Origin of the sequence: Alloactinosynnema sp. L-07 (assembly GCF_900070365.1) — a bacterium.
GTDB lineage: Bacteria > Actinomycetota > Actinomycetes > Mycobacteriales > Pseudonocardiaceae > Actinokineospora.
The window spans coordinates 2,814,603-2,833,952 of record NZ_LN850107.1 but is presented as its reverse complement, the minus strand read 5'-3'; the positions used below and the strand labels follow the sequence as shown (position 1 = coordinate 2,833,952).

15 protein-coding genes are annotated in these 19,350 nt (G+C 68.0%); 7 read left to right on the top strand and 8 right to left on the bottom strand.

The features are described from left to right. Positions 1 to 213: 213 nt before the first annotated feature. Genes BN1701_RS12570 through BN1701_RS12560 form a run of 3 tightly spaced genes read left to right on the top strand, consistent with a single transcriptional unit; the run spans position 214 to position 2,539 of the window. Positions 214 to 510, top strand: a complete 297-nt coding sequence (locus tag BN1701_RS12570) for a hypothetical protein (RefSeq protein ID WP_054048511.1) — start codon at positions 214 to 216, stop codon at positions 508 to 510. Then, positions 507 to 1,928 carry a WXG100 family type VII secretion target gene (locus BN1701_RS12565; RefSeq protein WP_054048509.1) on the top strand — a complete coding sequence of 474 codons (1,422 nt, stop codon included), beginning with the start codon at positions 507 to 509 and terminating at the stop codon, positions 1,926 to 1,928. Before BN1701_RS12570 ends, BN1701_RS12565 begins: the two co-directional genes overlap by 4 nt. Further along, positions 1,925 to 2,539 carry a hypothetical protein gene (locus BN1701_RS12560; protein WP_157367947.1) on the top strand — a complete coding sequence of 205 codons (615 nt, stop codon included), beginning with the start codon at positions 1,925 to 1,927 and terminating at the stop codon, positions 2,537 to 2,539. The genes BN1701_RS12565 and BN1701_RS12560 overlap by 4 nt, the downstream gene beginning before the upstream one ends. Here the strand turns inward: BN1701_RS12560 and BN1701_RS12555 are convergent. Continuing rightward, the gene (locus tag BN1701_RS12555; protein ID WP_054048505.1) at positions 2,518 to 5,631 is read right to left on the bottom strand and encodes an IS3 family transposase; all 3,114 of its coding nucleotides are present in this window, start codon (positions 5,629 to 5,631) and stop codon (positions 2,518 to 2,520) included. The genes BN1701_RS12560 and BN1701_RS12555 overlap by 22 nt on opposite strands. Continuing rightward, complete coding sequence (locus BN1701_RS12550; protein ID WP_054048503.1) at positions 5,628 to 5,927, bottom strand: transposase; 300 nt, start codon at positions 5,925 to 5,927, stop codon at positions 5,628 to 5,630. Before BN1701_RS12550 ends, BN1701_RS12555 begins: the two co-directional genes overlap by 4 nt. Positions 5,928 to 6,000: 73 nt before the next feature. Between BN1701_RS12550 and BN1701_RS35495 the strand changes: the two genes are divergently transcribed. The 3 genes from BN1701_RS35495 to BN1701_RS12540 all read left to right on the top strand — a co-directional run bounded on the left by BN1701_RS35495 (position 6,001) and on the right by BN1701_RS12540 (position 9,606). Then, positions 6,001 to 6,174 carry a hypothetical protein gene (locus BN1701_RS35495; RefSeq protein WP_157367946.1) on the top strand — a complete coding sequence of 58 codons (174 nt, stop codon included), beginning with the start codon at positions 6,001 to 6,003 and terminating at the stop codon, positions 6,172 to 6,174. A 206-nt stretch (positions 6,175 to 6,380) separates the two neighbouring features. Beyond that, positions 6,381 to 8,813, top strand: coding sequence for a hypothetical protein (locus BN1701_RS12545; RefSeq protein ID WP_157367945.1), 2,433 nt, complete (start codon positions 6,381 to 6,383; stop codon positions 8,811 to 8,813). Positions 8,814 to 9,177: 364 nt separating this feature from the next. Next, positions 9,178 to 9,606 carry a hypothetical protein gene (locus BN1701_RS12540; protein ID WP_157367944.1) on the top strand — a complete coding sequence of 143 codons (429 nt, stop codon included), beginning with the start codon at positions 9,178 to 9,180 and terminating at the stop codon, positions 9,604 to 9,606. Between the two features lie 269 nt (positions 9,607 to 9,875). Here the strand turns inward: BN1701_RS12540 and BN1701_RS12535 are convergent, their stop codons facing one another. The 5 genes from BN1701_RS12535 to BN1701_RS12515 are packed head-to-tail and all read right to left on the bottom strand — an operon-like array spanning position 9,876 to position 15,535. Next, complete coding sequence (locus BN1701_RS12535; RefSeq protein ID WP_054048497.1) at positions 9,876 to 11,090, bottom strand: cyclopropane-fatty-acyl-phospholipid synthase family protein; 1,215 nt, start codon at positions 11,088 to 11,090, stop codon at positions 9,876 to 9,878. After that, positions 11,087 to 11,821, bottom strand: a complete 735-nt coding sequence (locus BN1701_RS12530) for a DUF1365 domain-containing protein (RefSeq protein ID WP_197672087.1) — start codon at positions 11,819 to 11,821, stop codon at positions 11,087 to 11,089. Before BN1701_RS12530 ends, BN1701_RS12535 begins: the two co-directional genes overlap by 4 nt. After that, entirely contained in the window at positions 11,815 to 13,068 is a 1,254-nt protein-coding gene (locus BN1701_RS12525; RefSeq protein ID WP_054048495.1) for an NAD(P)/FAD-dependent oxidoreductase, read from the bottom strand. The genes BN1701_RS12530 and BN1701_RS12525 overlap by 7 nt, the downstream gene beginning before the upstream one ends. Further along, entirely contained in the window at positions 13,065 to 14,228 is a 1,164-nt protein-coding gene (locus BN1701_RS12520; protein WP_054048493.1) for an FAD-dependent oxidoreductase, read from the bottom strand. Before BN1701_RS12520 ends, BN1701_RS12525 begins: the two co-directional genes overlap by 4 nt. Further along, positions 14,225 to 15,535, bottom strand: a complete 1,311-nt coding sequence (locus tag BN1701_RS12515; RefSeq protein ID WP_082860329.1) for a cyclopropane-fatty-acyl-phospholipid synthase family protein — start codon at positions 15,533 to 15,535, stop codon at positions 14,225 to 14,227. The genes BN1701_RS12520 and BN1701_RS12515 overlap by 4 nt, the downstream gene beginning before the upstream one ends. Positions 15,536 to 15,685: 150 nt before the next feature. Between BN1701_RS12515 and BN1701_RS12510 the strand changes: the two genes are divergently transcribed. Further along, positions 15,686 to 17,989: a tetratricopeptide repeat protein gene (locus BN1701_RS12510; protein ID WP_054048491.1), complete on the top strand. Its 2,304-nt coding sequence runs from the start codon at positions 15,686 to 15,688 to the stop codon at positions 17,987 to 17,989. On the opposite strand, the gene BN1701_RS12505 is transcribed toward BN1701_RS12510, so the two are convergent. After that, positions 17,900 to 19,270 carry a glycosyltransferase family 4 protein gene (locus BN1701_RS12505; protein WP_054048489.1) on the bottom strand — a complete coding sequence of 457 codons (1,371 nt, stop codon included), beginning with the start codon at positions 19,268 to 19,270 and terminating at the stop codon, positions 17,900 to 17,902. The genes BN1701_RS12510 and BN1701_RS12505 overlap by 90 nt on opposite strands. Positions 19,271 to 19,350: the final 80 nt, after the last annotated feature.

The following is a 19,350-nucleotide window of genomic DNA, read 5'->3' as shown; positions in this document are numbered from 1 at the left end:
CCCGTCACCTACATGGCTTAATCGCGGCATCCAGCATCAGCGGCTCGACTCAACGCCTTCGCGGCGAGAGGGCGACGATACCCGATAGATACCCTCGCGCCAGCGTGGCGAACACGAAAGGGGCCGCGCCTTGACACCCTAGGCCGATCACCAGGACTGAGTAACAGGATCACGCTGGACGACGATCCTCGGCTCAGGCGATGAGGAGGCCGGATGGGACACGGCGGGTTCACGGTCGACGTCGGTGCGCTGCAGACGATGGTGACCCGACTGCAGGCGTTACGCGGTGATCTGGCCACTGCCCCCGCGAGCCAGCGGCTCGATCCGGAGGCCACCGGATCGCACCCGCTCAGCGCTGCGGTGGGCGAGTTCGTCGGGCGGTGGGATGACGGTCGGGAACGGATAGACCGAAATCTGGCCACGGTCACCTCGGCCTTGGAGTCCGTTGTGGCCGCCTATGCCGCCGCGGACGACGCCGCGCGCGCGGCGATGAACGGGCAGAGCCTGTGACCGCACTGGGCTACGATCCCGCCCCTGGCGACCCCGATGAGGTCCGGCGCGTCGCCGTGCTGTTCGGGACGATCGCGGAGAACGCCGACGAGGCCAACCAGACACTGCACCGGATCGCGGGCGGCGCGGTCGAGTCCGTCTGGGACGGGGCGACGGCGATCGCGTTCCGGCAGACCCTCGAACAGCTCTGCTCGGACCTCACCAAGCTGCAGGTCTCCTATCACGACGCCGGATTCGCGCTGTCGACCTACGCGGGCAGGCTCGCCGACGCCAAGGAGATCGGCGGCCGCGCGGGACGCTCCGCCGCGGACGCGATCAGCGAGCGCGACGACGCGCAAGGGCGGCACGACCGTGCCAAGGGCGAGTCGACCCAGCACTGGACCGCCGCGAACGCGGCCGATGGGCGCAAGCTGCTCGCCGAACTCGCGATCCCACCCGCCGAGTTGGCCGGGGACGTGGTGTCCGCGAGCACGCTGCGCCGGACGGCGCAACTCAGTGACCAGCAGGCACGCCAGGCCAGAGCCGCGCAGCACGACGCCGACCACCGGGCCGAGGTGGCGCACGGCGCCGCGATGGCCGCAGAAGGCAGGCTGCTGGCCGCGCGCAAGCTCGCCGTGCAGGCCAGGGAACTGCGGGAAGGCGCGGCGAACGCCGCGGCACACGCGGTGCGGGAGGCCGCCGACGCGGGTATCCAGCCGCGCAACCTGCTCGAAAAGGGCCGGGACACGGTCAAGGAGATCGCCACCTCGAAGGAGTTCGACGACTTCCTCGACGGGCTCACCGTTGTGGGCGACGTGATGATGGCGATGGCCCCGGTCGTCCTGGTGGTGTGCGCCGTCGGCGGCGCGATCGGCGGCGGCCCGGCGGGTTTCGTCGCCGGGCTGACGCTCGGGAAGGCACTCAACACCGGTCTGACCCTCGGTGGCCTCGCCCTGAAGTCCGCCGTCCTGAACGGCCGGATGCTGCAAACGGCGTTCGACCCCACGAAGGCGGACAAGCTCCTCGGCGCGACGGTCGACCTCGGCGCGTCCGTGCTGTCGGCGGGCCTGTTCCGCGGCAAGGGCCCGCTCAGCGCGAGCGGGATCGACCCGGCGCGCCATCTGCTCGGCGACGTCAAGCGGTCTCTGTCGTATTCGAACAACACACACCTGGACGGCGTCGCGCGGCGGTTCCTGTGGGAGACGGTGACAGCGGCGCCCAAGTCCCCCGGGAAGTACGGCGAAGTCATCCACGATGTGCGGACCGGCGTCGAGGCCATAGGTCTCGGGAACGATCTGGTCGAAGGCGTCAAGGCGCCCGTCGAGCTGTTCGGCGAGCCCGAACCCGACGACCCGCAACGAACCCGCGACGAGATAGTGGACGACATCAAAAGCGCGGTCGGCGAGGGAGTCGTCGACGCCGTGGGAGACGTCAAGTGAGCGCTGCCAATGCAACGGTGACGGTCCGGCTGCCGAGCGGCTGGCTCGACATCGATCCCCGCGCCGAGGACCTCACCGCCGAGGTGCGGCGCGGCGCGATCGCCCAGTGGGGCGACCAGGTCGACCTCTCGGTACTCGACCAGGCAGCGGCGCCGATGACCGCCGAGTTGCGCAGGCTGTCGGCGGTCGCCGAGGTGCTGTTGGCGGGCTGCTACGCCGAGGCGATCGTGGGCGATGACAACGAACAACCGCTCGTGCTGACCGCCAATGTCGTCCTCGCGATGACCCCGCCGGTGTCCTGCCTCGCCGAGATCCGCCGCGGCCTGGCCAAGCGCGCGGGCGCCGGATCGACCATCGTCGGCGTCGACCTCCCGGCGGGGCCCGCCGTCCTCGCCGCCGAGCAGGTCGTACTGAGCCATCCAGAGTGGACAGTGCGGATCCCCGCGGCGCAGCGCCAGTACTTTCTCCAGATCGACGGATCGGGCAAGGCGGCCGTGCTGTCGTTCCTCACGCCGAACCTCGACCTGGCCGACGAGTTCGACGCGGTGTTCCGCGCCATCGCCGACACCCTCACGGTGACACCGCTCGATCACTCCGGCAATGGCACCTGACCCAGCACGCGATCCCCGTCCGCGATGAAGTAGCCCCGCCCCGGCGGCCCCGCGAACGCCTCGTCGCGGCTGAATTGGAAGCCCAGGTACGCCGCCCGGCCAGGGGAGAGCACGATGCCCGCAGCCGAGCCAGTGAACGCCCGGATGAGCGGCGGCGCCGAGAACTTCACGAACGTCTCCAGCTCGATCACGCCGATGAGCAGCGGCCCGCCTGGGCCGGTCAAGGTGGACACGTCGGCGTCGGCGACCTTGGTGATCTCGGCGTCGTCGACGACCACGGCGTCGACCCCGGCGCTCAGCAGGGCGCCGAGCTGGTCCGCCTGCACCACGTCGACTCCCTCACCGAGCGCATGCGCGTGGGCGTCGACCACCCGCGAACGCAGCAGAACCACGCGCTTTCCCTGACGGCACAGCGAGATCGCCATCGAACACGCGGCGACGCTGCGTCCGGAGCGACGCGGTCCGGCGACGGTCAGCACGCGACCCGCGACAGCCGGGTCGACCCAGTGGGCGGACAGCTCGTCGCCCGCGACACCGAACAGGACCGCCCCTTCGACCGGCTTGCCCGGCAGGGCAGCCGCGTCGGAATAGCCGACCGAGCGCGGCAGCGGATCGATCCGCAGCGCGGCGGGCTCCTCGTTCGCCCACCGCGGTCGCGCCTCGGCCATCGCCGCCAGCACCGCGGCCCGCTGGCCGCGGCCGGACACGTCGGCGCCCACCACCGGGAGCTGGACCTCGGTGCCGTCGGCACTCCACAGCGCCCGTCCCGGCGGCAGCGCCGTGACATCGGACCGCCTCGGCAGACCGAGCGCGTCGACGCGGTTGTTGTCGGGCATCCGCAGGCAGAGCCGGTGCTCGAATGCCCTGACGAGTCGATGGTTGACGGCTGTCTCGCGTGCGGTGACGCAGGCGGTGAGTCCGACGCGCTGCCCGTCCTCCACCAGCATCCGGAACCGCTCCTGGCGCGGCTCCCCGTCGCCGAAGATGTCGGTGCCGTCGATCAGCAGCACAAGGTGGGGCGGCGCGGCGGCGGGGTCGGCCGCCCAGAGTTCGTCCAGCGTCGCGACACCGCGCTGGGCGAGCAGGTCCAGCCGCTGGCGGACGGTCACGGCAAGCCGGTCGAGCAACCGGTCGACCCGCCACGCCTCGTCGGCCCGCACTGCGGTGCCGCAGTGCGGGAACCCGCCGAGATCGGACAGTGCCCCAGCGCCGTCGATGACGTGGAACTGCGCCTCACGCGGTGAATTGGCGCGCGCGAGCCCAGTGGCGATCGCTCGTAGCGCGGTGGTGCGGCCAGTCTGCGCACCACCCGCGATCAGCAGGTTCCCGATCCCCAGCGGGAGGGTGAACTGGTCCTGCCGCTGGGCCATCGGCTCGTCGCGGCGGCCGAGCGGGATCCGGTGCCGGTCGAAGGTCAGCTCCCCGAGGGTCACCACGTCGGGCAGTGGGTCCAGCCACGGCCGGTGCACGGGCCCGAGTCCGCTGCCGGAGGCTGCCGCGGTGATGGCGGCGATGAGGTCGTGCAGGTCGGTGCGCAAGCCCTTGTTCCCGACGGATTCCGCCGCGGGCAGGCCTCGATCGTCCCACCGCAGCGGGACCACCCGCGCGGGCAGCGCGGACGACCCACCCGACGGCGCCGCCGACCACGCGGGCTGGACCTGGCGCAGCTCCCCGGCGCGCAGCACGTAGGCCCGGCCCGGGTGCTCGGCCGGGATCGATGCGGCGTCCGGCCGCTTGATCACCCGTTCGCTGTCGGCCGCGGTCTCCACCCGCAGGCAGACCCGCAGCTGGCAGTTGTTGGCGATGGCATCGCTGATGTCGCGGGCGCTCTGCGTCGCGAGGATCAGGTGCACCCCGCTGGACCGGCCCTTGCGGGTGATGCTGACGACCTGCTCGACGGCTTTCTCGTTGCGGCTGGTGAGTTCGGCGAACTCCTCGACCACGACGACGAGCCTGGCCAACCCGGGCAGCGTGGGATCCGCCGCCGCGCGAAGCCGGTACTCCGAGAGGCTGGCCGCCCCCGCGCGGGCGAACAGCCGCTCGCGGCGGGTCAGCTCCGCGTCGAGCGAGCCGATCACCCTGGCCGGGGAGCTGCTGAGGTTCGAGACCTCCCCGACGACGTGCGGCAGTGCGCGCAGGTCCTTGAACGTCGCGCTGCCCTTGTAGTCGACGAACAGGAAGTTCAACAGCTCCGGGGAGTTCGCCGCGGCGAGACCCGCGAGCAGCGTGATGAGGAACTCGCTCTTGCCCGAGCCGGAGGCGCCCACGACCAGACCGTGCGGGCCGTGCTGGTTGTATCGTAGTTCGATGTAGCTGACGATGTCTTGTCGGGCGTGTTCGCGTGTGGGGTATTCGGTTCGGTTGACGCGTTCGTTCTTCAAGGTGCCGTTGAATGATTCGGCCCAGGCGTTGTCGAAGCACACGCCGGTGCGGCCAACGGAGCGAACGACACCCAATTTGTTCGCGACGGCGGTGAATTCGCGCGACAGATACTGCGAGCCTCGGTCGCTGTGAAAGATCGTCTCCTGTGGTCGGAACGGGATAGTGGCCGCCGCCATGCGCAGCGCGTCGGCGACCAAGTCGGCGCGTTGGTGATCGGCCATGGCGTATCCGACGACTTTCTTCGAGAAGCAGTCGAGGACTGTCGCCAGATACAGCCATCCTTCCCAGGTACGGATGTAGGTGACGTCACCGACCAATTTCAGTGCCGGGGCCTGCGCGGTGAAGTCGCGGCGCACCAGATCGGGCAGGTCGGCGGCATCGCCTGCGATCGTGGTGACCGGTCGCCAGGGGCGCGGTTGGCAGGCGACCAGGTCCAGCTCGCGCATGATCGTGCGGACCGTCCCGGGGTCCACGACCGTGCCCCAGAGCCCCAGCTGGGCGTGGACACGGCGGTAGCCGTATGTGCCGTCGGAATGCTCGAAACAGAACCGGATCTCGGCTTCGAGGGCGTCACGGCGCTGCGCGCTGGCCGACGGTTCCCGATCCCGCCATGCGTAATAACCCGATCGCGAGACTTTCGCCCATCGGCACATGGACACCACCGAATGATTGCCTTCTTCGGAACGGATGAACGCGTACTTCGCCCTCACCGGTGTTTCTTCGCGAAGAAGGCAACCGATTTTCCCAGGAACTCGTTCTCCTCTTCGAGTTCCCGGACCCGCCGCTCCAGCTCCTTCACACGCGCCCGCTCGCCGATACTCAACTCCGAATCGGCGGAATCGGCCACATCACGCTCGGCGCGGAACTCGCGGATCCAGTTCCGAATCGTCTGCCCCGTCACGCCGCAAGCACGGGCCACGTCCGGGACCGGGCGCGACTTATCGACCACTTCCCGGACCGCCGCCTCGCGAAACTCGGGACTGAAAGCCCTCTTGTTCTGTGCCACAACAACTCCGTCCAGTGTCACCCAATTCTACTTTGGGTCACTGTCCGAGAACCTTCAGGCACCTCACAAACGCGTGCTGGGCCTGGTGAAGGCGTTCCTGAAAGCGGGCATCCTGAGTCAGGACCGGCAGTTCAGGAACACCGAGACCGGCACTCCGCAGGGAGGCATCCTCTCCCCGTTGCTGGTTCTGGGCATCAGCGATACGATCGTCGCAAACCCGAACTTGGCCTCTGAGGCATTCTCTTGATCATGGGGCCGAACGTCCGACAACCAAGGTCAGTTCCGGCACGCCACTCCTATCGCGCAAAATTGAACCGGAGCCGCAGCGAAATCGCCACTTGGCACAATCAACATCACTCGCTCAAGCCTCGGGAAACGACGCCTCACCGCAACATGCTCACCGCCAGTCGACCAGTCCGGACTTTGTCGGTGCTGGTCTGTACGGTGGCCGCCATGTCCAAGCAGCAGCGGAAGCGGACCGCGAAGCGCAAGAAGCGAGAGCGCGCGACACGGAGGGTTCACGCGAGCGTTGATCAGTTCCCTTCGACGAGCGTGCTGCTGGACAGTGCGGTCCGGTTGGACTCGTACCTAGCGCTGTCCGGTGACCCGGCGGCCGTTGTCCAGCTGGCTCGGCAACGCCTCGACGACGCGGTCGAGAAGATCGCCGCCGCAGTGGCCCACGTCGACGCCTTCGACGTGTTGGAGGCCGTCAAGCTTCGGACCTCCTTGGTCGATCCCGAGACGTACAGGGAAAGCGAGCACGGCGCCACCGTGGCGATGATCGAGTTGACAGCGCTCATCCTCGCCTCGCGTGGTGCCCGGCCGGGCACCACGTCGCCGGGCGGTGTCGAGCCAAACCCCAGCGAGGCCATCGGTGCGCTGCAGGTGCACCTCCAAAACTTGATGGATGCTGGCCAGGTGCTGAACATGTTCAGCGTCGATCGCGACGAACCGTTGCACCGGATCAGTTTCGGGACGCGGTTGCGCGAGGTGGCGGTGCGTAACTCCTCCTACCTTCACATGGTGGAGGACACGCTCACCGCTCTGTTTGACGAACCTGCGGTGGAAGCGGCGTGCCGCTCAGTCCTGGGCTGCACCGTGAGCGAAATCCGGACGGTTTTCGCGGTGTTGCAGCGGCTCACCGCCGAGAACTGGACGGACAACCTCGATGCGTTGGAGAGGCTGGCCGGTCTGGCGGACAGTAGGGTCACCGACCTGAGCGCCTCCGACCTCGAACAGGCACGGCAGTTGCTCGGTCGCCTCGCCGTGGGCCCTGGGGCGAACGCGATGCACACCCTGGAGACGCTCGCCGCCGCAGTCGACCTCGATGTCCGGACGATCGCCACCGTATTGGACCTGTTCTCGACCCCGATGAGCGTTCGCCCACCCGTCGAAGCGGTCCTTGAGTTCTTCGGGGGCAAATCGCCTTTCCGCACCCGCCCGGTCCTCGCCACCCTCGAAGGCGAGTACACCGTGGTGCACCACGCGCTGCTGGTTCCGGCGATCCGCGAACGCGCCGAAGACGCGCTGCGTCATGACACCGACGCGTGGAACACCTACAGCAAACACCGCGGCGCCCATTTGGAAGCAGAGGCGGCCCGCTTGGTCACCGTTCACCTGCCCGGCTGCGCACAACACCTCGGGTTCGAGTACTTCGTCCCCGCACGGGACACCGAGAGGCACCCCGCCTCCTACACCAAGCTCGTCGAGGGGGACGGCCTGCTGCTGCTCGACGACGTCGCAATCATCATCGAGGCCAAGGCCGTAGCCCTAAGGCCGCGCTCACGCACCGGAGATCCACTTCGACTGCGCCAAGATCTGCGCCGCATCATCACCGATGCCGCCGACCAGGGCGACCGCCTCCGCCGCCGCATCCTCCACGACCGAGGACTGCGCCTGCGCGACGAGACCTGGCTCGACCTCACCACCGTCCGCGAAGTCCACACCGTCGCGGTCAGCCTCGAAGACCTGTCCGGCATCGCCACCATCACCAGCGAACTGGTCACCAGCGGCCTGATGACCACCGACGACCTGCCCTGGACCGTCTCCTTACATGACCTGCGCATCATCAGCGAACTCATCGACCGCCCCGCCGAACTGCTGCTCTACCTGCGCCGCCGCACCGAACCGGACACCACTCGCCGGTTCCACGCCGTCGACGAACTCGACTTTTTCCTGCATTTCTTCGCCGCGCAGCTCTACGTCGAGCCCGACCCGGACGAAGTCCACGACGCGCTGCCCCAACTCGGCGCACCCCGCCCCAGAGATCGGCGCCGACACCGTCAGCAGGGCTTGGAGCTGCTGACCAGCCTCACAGACCCTCTGGATGCCTGGTACTTCCACCAGCTTGGCATCCGCACCACACCGATCGACAAGCCCCGCATGAAGGCCAATCTCGCTATGTTGAACCTCATCGACGAACTCGCCGAACGGCGTGACCCCGGCTGGCTCGCTATGACCGCGACCCTGCTGCACCTCGACGGGAGCGCTCAGCGCCACTGCGCGACCGCTGGCACCCGCCTCGCAGCACAGACTAGGGCGGACGGCCTACCTCACAGCCAAGCCATCCCCATGGGCACGCGACGCGGCGACAGCGTGCTGCTCGTGTTGATGACCACGGCGCCCGCCATCTCCACGAAGGCGTCGCAACAGCGTCTCCGCGAGTACACGACCGCCAAGAAGCACCAACTACAACTCGACCGGGGCTTCGGCATCCTCTACGACTCCCAGGGGAGATTGATCAGCACCTTCTACGACAACCGCACGCCCGGCCCCGATCCTGTTTTGGACGCGCTGTGCTCTCGGATACCGCTCAAGGGTCCTGAAGCCCTCCAGGGCTTCCCTCCACACCGCCGGAGAACGCGCTCGTCACGCAAGCGCCGTTAGCCAGGTGCTCCTTGTCAGTGGTCGTGCGACGTCTGGCAATCACCCTGTAAAGCAGATACCGAAACCGTCTGGCACGAGCGGGGACTAGCTGCTCCAGCCGAACCCACAGCTCGTCATCAAGGACCTCGTCACGCACCCGACGATCTTGGAGCATCCCACTGCATCAACAAAGCCGACACACCCCGACTCATCATGAACTGATCTCTAAGCCCGAAACTGGGTTGGATGCCGCAGAGCAAGGGCAGGTGGCCAGGCGGTAGCGGCGAGTTCTGCAACTTTGACAGCCAAATCATCCGCCGTAGCCGAACTGGCGGAGTGATCGACAGTGGCCAGCGGTCGTACTCTGTGCGGCATGGCCGGGTGTATGACGTTCGAGGTTTGCGTGGCGCACATCTACCAGCGCAAGTTCGAAGTTGAAGATCTCCGAAGGGCGCTGCCCTCGTCGCACTGGTACATCATCAGCAGGTGCGCACGGGTGCGTATCATCGAGGATTCGATTCGGATCGACGACGACATCGTCTCCCTCGACGACGCCACTGAGGAACTGCTGCTCGGCTGCGACCACCTCTTCGTCGACGACTGGACCCTTGTCAGCGACGACGACACCCGCCTACTCGGCAGACTCGCCGGAGCAGGCCGGGTCGCCGGACCAATCGGGTCCCGCCCCCGACGGCAGGAACATCGACGCGGAGTTCGCCACCCTGCTTTCGTTCTTGCGCGGGTGGTGCGTAGTCAGTCGAGTCGTCCGGCGGTGGGGGATAGGGAATACGGAGATACACGCAGACGAGGCTGATCACCGTTTCGCGTTGGGACTCAGCGGTCCGTCCGAGCCGCTCCAGTGCGTAGAGCGCCGCTAGCCGAACCGGTGCTTGATCGGCGCCGAGTTGTTCGGCTGTCTTGGTGTACAGCTCGGTGATCTGCCGTTCGGCCGCGTGTGTGGCTTGATCGAGCAGCCACGCTGTGGTCTCCCAGGCCGCCAGTTGAGGATCAGGCTCAGGTCGCACAGTGTGAGTGCACAACCGACCGCGGCAGGGCTCGTGATCCGCTTGAAGGTGTCGTCGCTCACTTGTCCACACGCAGTTGCCAGGCGTCAAGGTAGCCACTGCGGAACCCCGCCTCCGAGTACCCGAGGTAGAAGCGCCACATCTTGCGGAACGTGTCATCGAAACCGAGTTCGGCGACCTCCCGTTCCGCCGCGTCGAACCGCGTTCGCCACTCGTGGAGGGTCCGTGCGTAGTGGTCGCCCAACCTCCGCTTCGCTCCGACCCGGAGCGTCGGCCGGGCCGCGATCTGGTCCTCGATGACCTGCGTCGAGGGGATCTGCCCGCCAGGAAAGATGTACTTCCCGATCCACGTGCGCACGTCCTTGGTGGCGAGCATCCGGTCGTGTGGCATGGTGATCGCCTGAAGCGCGATCCTTCCGCCGGGCACGAGGACCCGGTCCAGGGTGTCGAAGTAGGCGGTCCAGTACTCGGCGCCGACCGCCTCGATCATCTCGACCGACACCACAGCGTCGTACTGACCGTCGGCGTCCCGGTAGTCCTGGAGAAGCACCTGGACCCGATCGCCGAGACCAGCCTCGGCGACCGACCTTTCGACCGCCTGATGCTGCCTGTCCGAGATGGTCGTGGTCGTCACCAACGCCCCACGGCGCGCCGCACGCAACGCCAGTGATCCCCAGCCCGAGCCGATCTCGAGTACCCGAGTGCCCGCTCGCACACCGGCGTCGTCCAGCACGGCGTCGATCTTGCGCAGTTGAGCCGCCCGCAGGTCGTCTCCGGGAGCGAACAGCGCGGACGAGTAGGTCATGGTCTCGTCCAGGAAGAGCGCGAAGAACTTGTCGGACAGGTCATAGTGCCGACTGATGTTCGAGCGCGCGCCGTCCACTGTGTTCTGCTCGGTGATGGGACGTGCCTGATCCACGGCGCGGCGGACCGCCGCCCCGATTCGCGACGCGGGCCGGTTGAGTCGAGCGGCGAATGAGGTCAGGACGCCCGCGACGTCGGTGCTGCTCCAGTCGCCCGCCATGTATGCCTCGCCGAACGCGACCGGGCCTATGACGCCGAGGCGGCGGAACAGAAAGTCCGGTCGATGCAGGCGCATCACGGGCGCGCCATGGCCGCCCCGGCCGATCCGTTCCCCGCCTGGAAACGCCACCAAGATGGGCAATGGCGCGACGAGCGCCCGGAACACCCGCTCGACCAGCCACTCCCGACTCGGCCTGGGGGCGGGCAAGGTCAGCGATGGCCATGCCGAAGCGACGGCGAGTCGCGTCATCGGTCTTCTCCCTTCTGTCGATGGTGGTGTCTTGGCACCACGCGCAGGCCTCTCAGCCGAAGTGCGATTCCATGCAGTCGGATCAAAGCGCTCACCCGCTGTGGCATCAGGGGATTGGTGATCGCGACTCTCAACGCGTCGCGAGGCCGCGCGGGAAGTCGGTCGCCGCTGAGGACCGCGGTGAACGAGGTACGCCCCTGATCGAGCAGGGACACGGTGAGCGACAGCCGTTCCCCCGGCTCCGGCAGTCGCATTCGATAGCGACCGCTCACTTCAAAGAACGGAGAGACATAGAACTCCTTCTCCACGTCCGCCGAGTCGACCGCGTCCGGGGGAACCAGATAGCAATGGCGCTCGCCGTAGGTGTTGCATACCTCGGCGATCACGCAGGCGAGCGCCCCGTCGGGCCGATGGCACCAATAGACGGTCAAGGGATTGAACACATATCCGAGCACGCGGGGGGAAGTCAGCATGCGCACCCTGCCACCGTCGAGGTCGATTCCGCGTTCGGCCAGCCAATCGTCCACCTTGGTCCGAAGTGGACGATCTGGTCCGCCGAAGTGGTCGGCGGGGTCGAATCGCGCGAATGGCCGCGCCCAGCCGGGGAGTACGGGGAGGTCGTCCACGTCGACGAACCAGACGTACATCCGGTGGCGGAAGGTCTTGGTCACCGGGTGCCTGCGGATGTGCACCAGATGGCCGCGGTAGATCGCAGGCGTCACGGTCACCACCGCACCCCGAACGCCGCCGCCGCTCGGACCCCGGACCGGCACCCGTCCTCGTGGAATCCCCACCCGTGATAGGCGCCGGCGAACGCGGTCCGCGCGGTGTTGAGTCCGGCGAGCCGTCGCTGCGCGGAAACCGCGTCCATGGTGAAGATCGGATGCCGATACGCCATCCTCGCCAGGACCCGTGCCTCGTCGACTCGCCCAGCGCCGTTGAGGGTGACCAGGTAGTCGAGCGGCTCGCTGAGCCCCATGAGTCGGTTGAGGTGGTAGTTCACCAGAATCGGCGCGCGGGTCTCGCACGTCGGCTTGACGTAGTTCCATGACGAGCGGATCCGGTCCTGTGCGGGCAGGACGTCCGCGTCGGTGTGCAGCCAGGTCTCGTTCTCGCTGTACTCGAAGGCGCCCAGCGTTTGCTTCTCGGCGGTTGTCGGGTCGGCCAGCAGGGCCAGCGCCTGATCGGCGTGGGTGGCCAGGACGACCCGGTCGACGTGGGTCGTGTCCGCCTCCGCGACGACCTCGACGCCGTCGAGATGTCTGCGGATCGCGCGCACCGGGCTGCCGAGTCGCGTGTCCGGGATCCGGGCGACGACCTTGTCGACGTACGCCCGCGATCCACCGCACACCGTCCGCCAGCGCAGCGACTGGGTCGCGGAGAGCATGCCGTGGTTGTCCAGGAACCTGAACAGCGTTCGTGCCGGGTATCTGAGGCTGTCTTCTTCACCCGCCGACCACACAGCGGAGACCACCGGGAGGGCGAAGTGGTCGATGAAGTACCGCGAGTACCGTCCGGACGCGAGCATGCCGCCGAGCGTGATCGTGTCGTCCGCCTGGGTGAGCAGGGCGCGGCCCGCGCGGTGAAAGCGCGGGATCTCCATCATCATCCGGGCATATCGCGGCAGCGCCAGGGGCGGGCAGGCAGGCACCATGCCGATCCCGCGTTTGCCACCCGCGTACCGCAGACCGCAGCCGTCGCATCGGACGCTCATCGACATCTCCGTAGCCTGGGTACGCACTCCCAACTCGGTGAACAGCTTGCTCAGCAGTGGGTATGTCCTGTCGTTGTGCACCAGGAACCCGGTGTCGACCGCGACAGAAGAGCCGTCCGGCGTCGCGACATCGTGAGTGTCGGCGTGTCCGCCCGGCTTCGTTGCCACGTCGAAGAGAACGACGTCGTGGCGCTTGCTCAGCAGATAGGCGGCGGTGAGGCCGGACACTCCGGCGCCGATCACCGCCACCCGGTCGCGGGTCATCGCGCCACCTCGAGGTCGTAGTCGCGGCGGATCGCGCGCACGGCGGCCAACGCGCTGCGCACCGCGCCTTCCGCGGCGTCGATCGGATAGGAGTTGTGTATCGCGGACCCCGCGAAGTACAGGCCGCGCATGGGACGGCGCAGCAACCGGTCCGAGCGCACGTAGTCGCCGACGAAGACAGCCTCACCGGGCCGCTGATTGACCCTGCACCGCACGCTCACCAGATCGCGGTCCAACTCCAGGTAGCTTCGGACTTTCGCCAACACGTGGTCCGGATCGGTTCGCGTGGCCATCGTGCACAGCACCACGCAGCGGTCATGACCTGGCTGCACGAGGATGTTGACGCCGTCGCGGCAGTACATCGCCGGGCTCGCGTCGGCCAGGACCTTCTCCCGCGGATCGAGTTGGATCGTGTAGGCCACGCAGTGCGTGTTGCCCGAGTCGACGGCGATGTGGTCGATCTTCGAGGCGTCGAGCAGATTCACCAGGTCCGGGACGAACGCGGTGACCACGACAACGTCGAACACCTCGGTTCCCATGGCGGTCGTCACGGCCACATGGGAGCCGTGCTGGGCCAGATTCGTCACCCTTCTGTCCGCCTCAAGGGACACACCTCGTCGCCGCAGATCCCGCAGCCATGGGTCGATCAGGTACACGTCCGTCGGGCCGGGCAGCACATACCCGGTCTTGGAACGCACCAGGTTTCGCGCCATCCGCAACAGCCCCACGGGTGAGTAGTCCCGCAATGAGCCGAATCGGTTGGCGTTTCGGCCCTGTTGGTCGGCCACCAAGGGGGACGGTCGCCACTGTCTGGCCAGCGTGATCCGTTCCGTGATCGGGATCTCCCTGGCCAGGAGCCGGTACAGGTGGGAGATCTCGACCCAGCCGGAGGTATGGGTATGGCTGAGCCTGCGCGCATTCAACAACGCCGATCGCACACTGCGCCCGTCTTGACCTTCGATTGTCCCCAGTATCGAGAACAGTTCGGTGTAGTCGTCCATGAAGAATCGGGGGCAATGCTCACCGTCCACGTCGACATCCGCGCGCCCACCGAAGTGGCGGGCCTGCTCCAGAACGGTGACCTCGACGGACTTGTGCTCACTGATCTTCGTCGCGGTGGTGAGGCCAGAGATGCCTGAACCGATCACGCAGATCCTCATCGGGTCGCCTCGGCTCTGCCCGCGAGGCGTCCGAGTGGGAACCCGCTGCGTCCGTCGCCTCCTGGTCTGACCGCGAGGATCTGGTGCACGCTCATCCGGTTCTCCTCGAACGCGAGGGCGCTCCCCGCCAGATAGAGCCGCCACATTCGTGCCTGGCGTGCGCCGAACCGATGTAGGACGTCGTCCCACTGATCTTGCAGGCGTTTCGCCCACGCGTTGATCGTGTGGACGTAGTCCTCGCGCAGAGACTCGACCGCGCGGATCTCGAGTCCGACGTCCTCCAGGTGTTCCAGCGTGCGGTGCAGCGGTCGCATGGTCATGTCCGGCGCGATGTACGACTCGATGAACGCACCCCCACCGGGCGAGCGCCCGTCCCGGGACATCTGCTGCACCAGAAGCCGCCCGCCCTGGCGCACCGAGTCGCGCAGGAGGGCGCAATACGTGGGGTAGTTCCGCTCGCCGACGTGCTCGCCCATCTCGATCGACGCCACCGCGTCGAAGGATTGACCGCTTAGGTCTCGGTAGTCTTGGAGGCGCACCTCGACAAGGTCCGCGACTCCCAGTTCGACGGCGCGGGCCAGCACGAAGTCGTGCTGCTGGGCGGACAGCGTGATACCAGTCGCCAGCACGCCATGGTGCCGCGCGGCGTGCAGGACCAGCGACCCCCAACCGCAACCGACGTCGAGCAGACGAGTTCCCGGCTGAAGGTCCAGCTTGCGACAGATCAGGTCCAGCTTGTCGTGTTGGGCTTCCGCGAGTCCCTGCTCGGGCGCCGGCCGGGACCAAGCGGCGCATGAGTACGCCATCGATTGGTCGAGAATCGTCTCGTAGAAGTCGTTGCCGAGGTCATAGTGGTGTGCGATGGCCGCGCGGTCGCGGCCCTTGCTGTTGCGCCTTCCTCGTACCGACACCTCCTCCGCGGGCTTGCGCGGCGGCACACCGATCGCTCCAAGGCGCACGGCCAGCGCCACCATCGCGGGCCATCGCGTGAAACCGGGCGGACCGCTCACGCGCACTTGGTCGGCGTACTTCCGACACGACCGCAATGCCTGTCCCAGGTCACCGTCCACGTCGAGATCGCCTGCCACGAACGCGCGCGCGAGGCCGAGTCGACCCGGGCTGCGGAGCACGTGGCGAACCGCCCGCGGGGACTTGACCACGATCTCGGGCCCGTCGGAAGGCCCCGCGACATCGCCGTCCCACGTGCGAACCCGCAGCGGGAACGAGGCCCCGAGTGCCGATCGGGTCACCTCGGCAATGGCTGTGGCCAGACCCAGGCGTCTGGCATTTGTCGCTGTGTCCGCCATAGTGGCCCCCTGTCTTCACCGCGTCCGCGACGGGGGACGCATGAACTTGTCGCTGCCACCACAACAGATCAGGCCCGCCGAACGACTCCAGTACTGGAGAACGCTGGAATTCGCTGGGGCGCTCGGGCGCCGTCGACGGGAGGAGCCGCGGTGCGCGATGACGCTGCCGCTTTGCGGCAGGCGCTGGCCGACGACCTCACCTTGCTCGTAATCCGGGCGGAACGGCTCGCCGGACATGGTCTCGACCGCGTTGAACTGGCCAGACGTATCCTCGTGTCGCCGTCGAGCCTGTACGCCTACCTCAAAGGCGAGACGGTTCCCAGCGCGGACGTGTTCGCACGGTTGCTCGAGGCCCTAGGCGTCCACGGGCCGAATCTGGGTGTGCTCAGCTCCCGACGGGACGCGGCCGAGTTGGCTCGTCGGAGGGGAAAGGCAGCGGCGAGGACCGCGGCGTCGGGGCACGTGCCCCAACAGCTCCCCGCTCTCGTCGATGTGTTTGTCGGACGCGCCACCGAGATCGACTGTCTTGACCGGATACTCTGTGGTCCCGAGCCAGGTGACGGCCCGGTCGTGATCTCGATCGACGGCGTCGCGGGCGTTGGAAAGACGACGCTGGCCGTGCGGTGGGCCCATCAGGTCGCCGCCCGGTACGCGGACGGCGTGCTGCACGTCAACCTGCGTGGTTTCGACGAGCAGGCGCCGATGCCGTCCGGCGAGGCGCTGCACGGATTTCTGCACGCGCTCGGCGTGACGTCCTCGGCGATCCCGGCGACAGTCGACGCGAAAGCCGCGCTGTACCGCACGTTGGTGGCGGGGCGACGGGTGCTTGTCCTCGCGGACAACGCCCGATCAGCCAACCACGTTCGCCCGCTGCTCCCCGGAGCGTCCGGCAGCCTGGTCATCGTGACCAGCCGCACCCGCCTGGACGGTCTGGCGATCCGCGACGGCGCTCGCCGAGTGACCCTCGATGTCCTGTCGCACGTCGAGTCGGCAGACCTGCTCACCCGACGCCTTGGCGCGGAGTCCACGACCGCCTCGTCGGTGGCCGTCGCCGAACTCGCCCAACTGTGCGGTGGGCTGCCACTGGCCCTCGGGATCGTCGCGGCCCGCGCCGCGGCGTTGCCGGGTGAGCCGTTGAACGTCCTGGTCGCCGGGCTGCGGTCGCACCATGAGCGGCTCGACGCACTTGATCTCGGCGAACCGGATGTCGACATGCGGTCGGTGTTCCGATGGTCCTATGACGTGCTTCCCGAGCGAGCGGCCGAGTTGTTTCGGCTCATCGGGCTGCATCCGGGCCCTGATATCGACCGGTACGCGTGCGCGGTGCTGCTCGGCGCCGACCAGCCGCCCAGAACGGAACTCGGTGTCCTGTGCGCGGCGAATCTTCTGGTGGAGAAGCGATCGGGCCGCTACGGCATGCATGACCTGCTTCGCGTCTACGCCCAAGAGTTGGCCGGTGGGTTGCCCTCAGCCGGCCGAGCCGTGATCCTCACGCGATTGGCCGACCACTATGTCGGTTCTGTCGAACAGGTCGGTGAGCTCATCCAGCCCAATCAGACGACACGGCCATCAAACTCGCGGCAGGTGCCGATCGGACCGTCCATCGAGGGCTACGCACAAGCGATGGAGTGGTTCGCCGCGGAACTGCCCAACCTGCGGGCGATGGTCACGTTCGCCGCGGCCGAGGGGCTCGAGTCCCACGCATGGCGGATCGCGTGGGGCTGTACGGTGTTCTTGAGGCGGACTGGCAGGCGGTCGGAGCGGGCCGCCATCCACCGTGTGGCTCTGGACGCCGCTCTCCGCGCGGGCGATCGCCTCGCCTACGCGACGACACTGCGGCTGCTCGCCGACGCGATCGCCAGGTCCGGCAGCCCGGCCGACGCGCTCGACCTGTTGCACACGGCACTGGCGGAGTTCGAGACGTTGGGCGACCGGGACGGCGCCCGTCAGACACATCTGTCGCTTGTTCGAGCCTACGAGGTGGAATCGCGCCCGGCGGCGGCCTTCCAGCATGCCGAGATGGCTGTCCGGCTGGCCGCGGGCGGCGGGGACCAGCTGGCCAAGGCCGATGGATTGACGGCGCTGAGCAAGCAGACCTGTGCGACCCGACCCGCCGACGCTCGTGCGCTCGGACTTCGGGCACTGGCGCTCTACTCCCAGGTGGGGCATCTCGAGGGTGAGGCCGACATCCTGATGACACTGGGCCTCGCCGAGCAGTCGCTCGGTCGGTACGCCGAGGCGATGGCGCACTACCAGCGCTCGCTCGATCTCGACCGGCAGCTCGGCGACCGATACTGGGAGGCGTGTGCGCTCGATCGCCTGGCCGATGTCCACTACCTGGTCGATGATGTCGATCAGGCCCGGTCACTGCGCCGGGAGGCGATCGGCGTCCTTGACGGGCTGCACCATCCGCACGCCGATGTCCTTCGGGCGAAGTTGGATGCCGACACCTGACCAGCCATCCGGATCGGCCGCGCAGGTCCGCGGGCAGTCCGGCCACACGGCCGCCAGGATCCGGCGGGCCGCCGCCACCCGACTTCGCTGCCGCGCGGCGTTGTCCCGGACGGCCGCGGCGGTGGCGAACGCGGCCATGGGGTCCCTGAGCACCGCTGCGACGTGGTGCCCCCACCGCGGGATGTCGATCCGCTCGTCCAACGTCATCGGGACCACCACGCGTCCGGCTAGTCGGGTTGGCAGGATCTCGCCCAGGAGCATGCCCAGGCCGCTGCGGCCGCTGACCAGCGCGGGAACTCCGCCGCAGATGGCTTCCGCGCCCACCAGGCCGAAGCCTTCCGCCCTGGACGGCATCAGCACGAGGTGCGAACGACTGAGGTCCTGCTCGAGCCGGTCGCCGTCCACCGAATAAGGCCGCACGCTCACGTGCAGGCTCGGGTTGTCCGCCCACCCTCGGATGCGGTCCCGCAGTGCGGCACATTCACCGGGTGGCGCGCCTCGGACCAGCAGTTCCACCTCCATGTCGGCGTCCGCGCGCAACCCGATCGCGTGGGCCATGATCCGCGCGGCCAGGTCGACGCCCTTGATCTCGTGGTTCTCCAGCCTCCCCATCAGCAAGACCTGCAGAGGGCCGCCGGGTGCCGGACCGCGCGCGTCGGTGGAGGGTACGTCGAACCCCGGGTCGTACCTGAGCGGTCGCGCGGCCTCGGGGTAGACGTGCAGGTCGCGCTCGAACCGCATGTGCAGGCGAGGTCCCACCGCTACCACTCGGGTGGCGCCCCGACCAAGCGCGAGTTCGGCCTGGGTGCGCGTATCGGCGCGCTCGGCCGCATCGTGTTCGCGACCCGCTCGCCACCACTCCAGTTCGTCCGGGGCGGCGTGCACGAAGTGCAGACGGGCGGCGCCAGGGTAATGGTTCTCGACGAGTGCCTTGGCTTCGAAACCGCTGACTCGGCCATGGCCGATCACGATCTCCGGAATCACCCCACCGGGGAGACCGGGCTCGCGGCCCAACGCGAGTGACTCGGGTTCGCCCGCGGCGGGGCAGGCGTCGATCAAATGGACTCCGTTGGCCGTCGCATGAGCGCGTTCTTCCGGCGCGGCCCGCGGGACCAGGCAGAACACCGTGGCACCCGCGTCGACGAGACCGGCGCACAGGTGTCGGTTCAGTGTGCTGAGGCCGCCGTGTCCGGAGAACCACTCGTCGGCGACGGCGAGCACGGTGTGCGTGCGCGAACACGGACTCGAGTTCGGGGCGGTGGCGCGTGAGAAGATGGTCATGACCGGAGTCTGTGAGAGCCGGATATTGTCCGGCGACCAGTGTCCGGCGACCGCCGAGCCCGGACTTCGCCGGTTCCCAC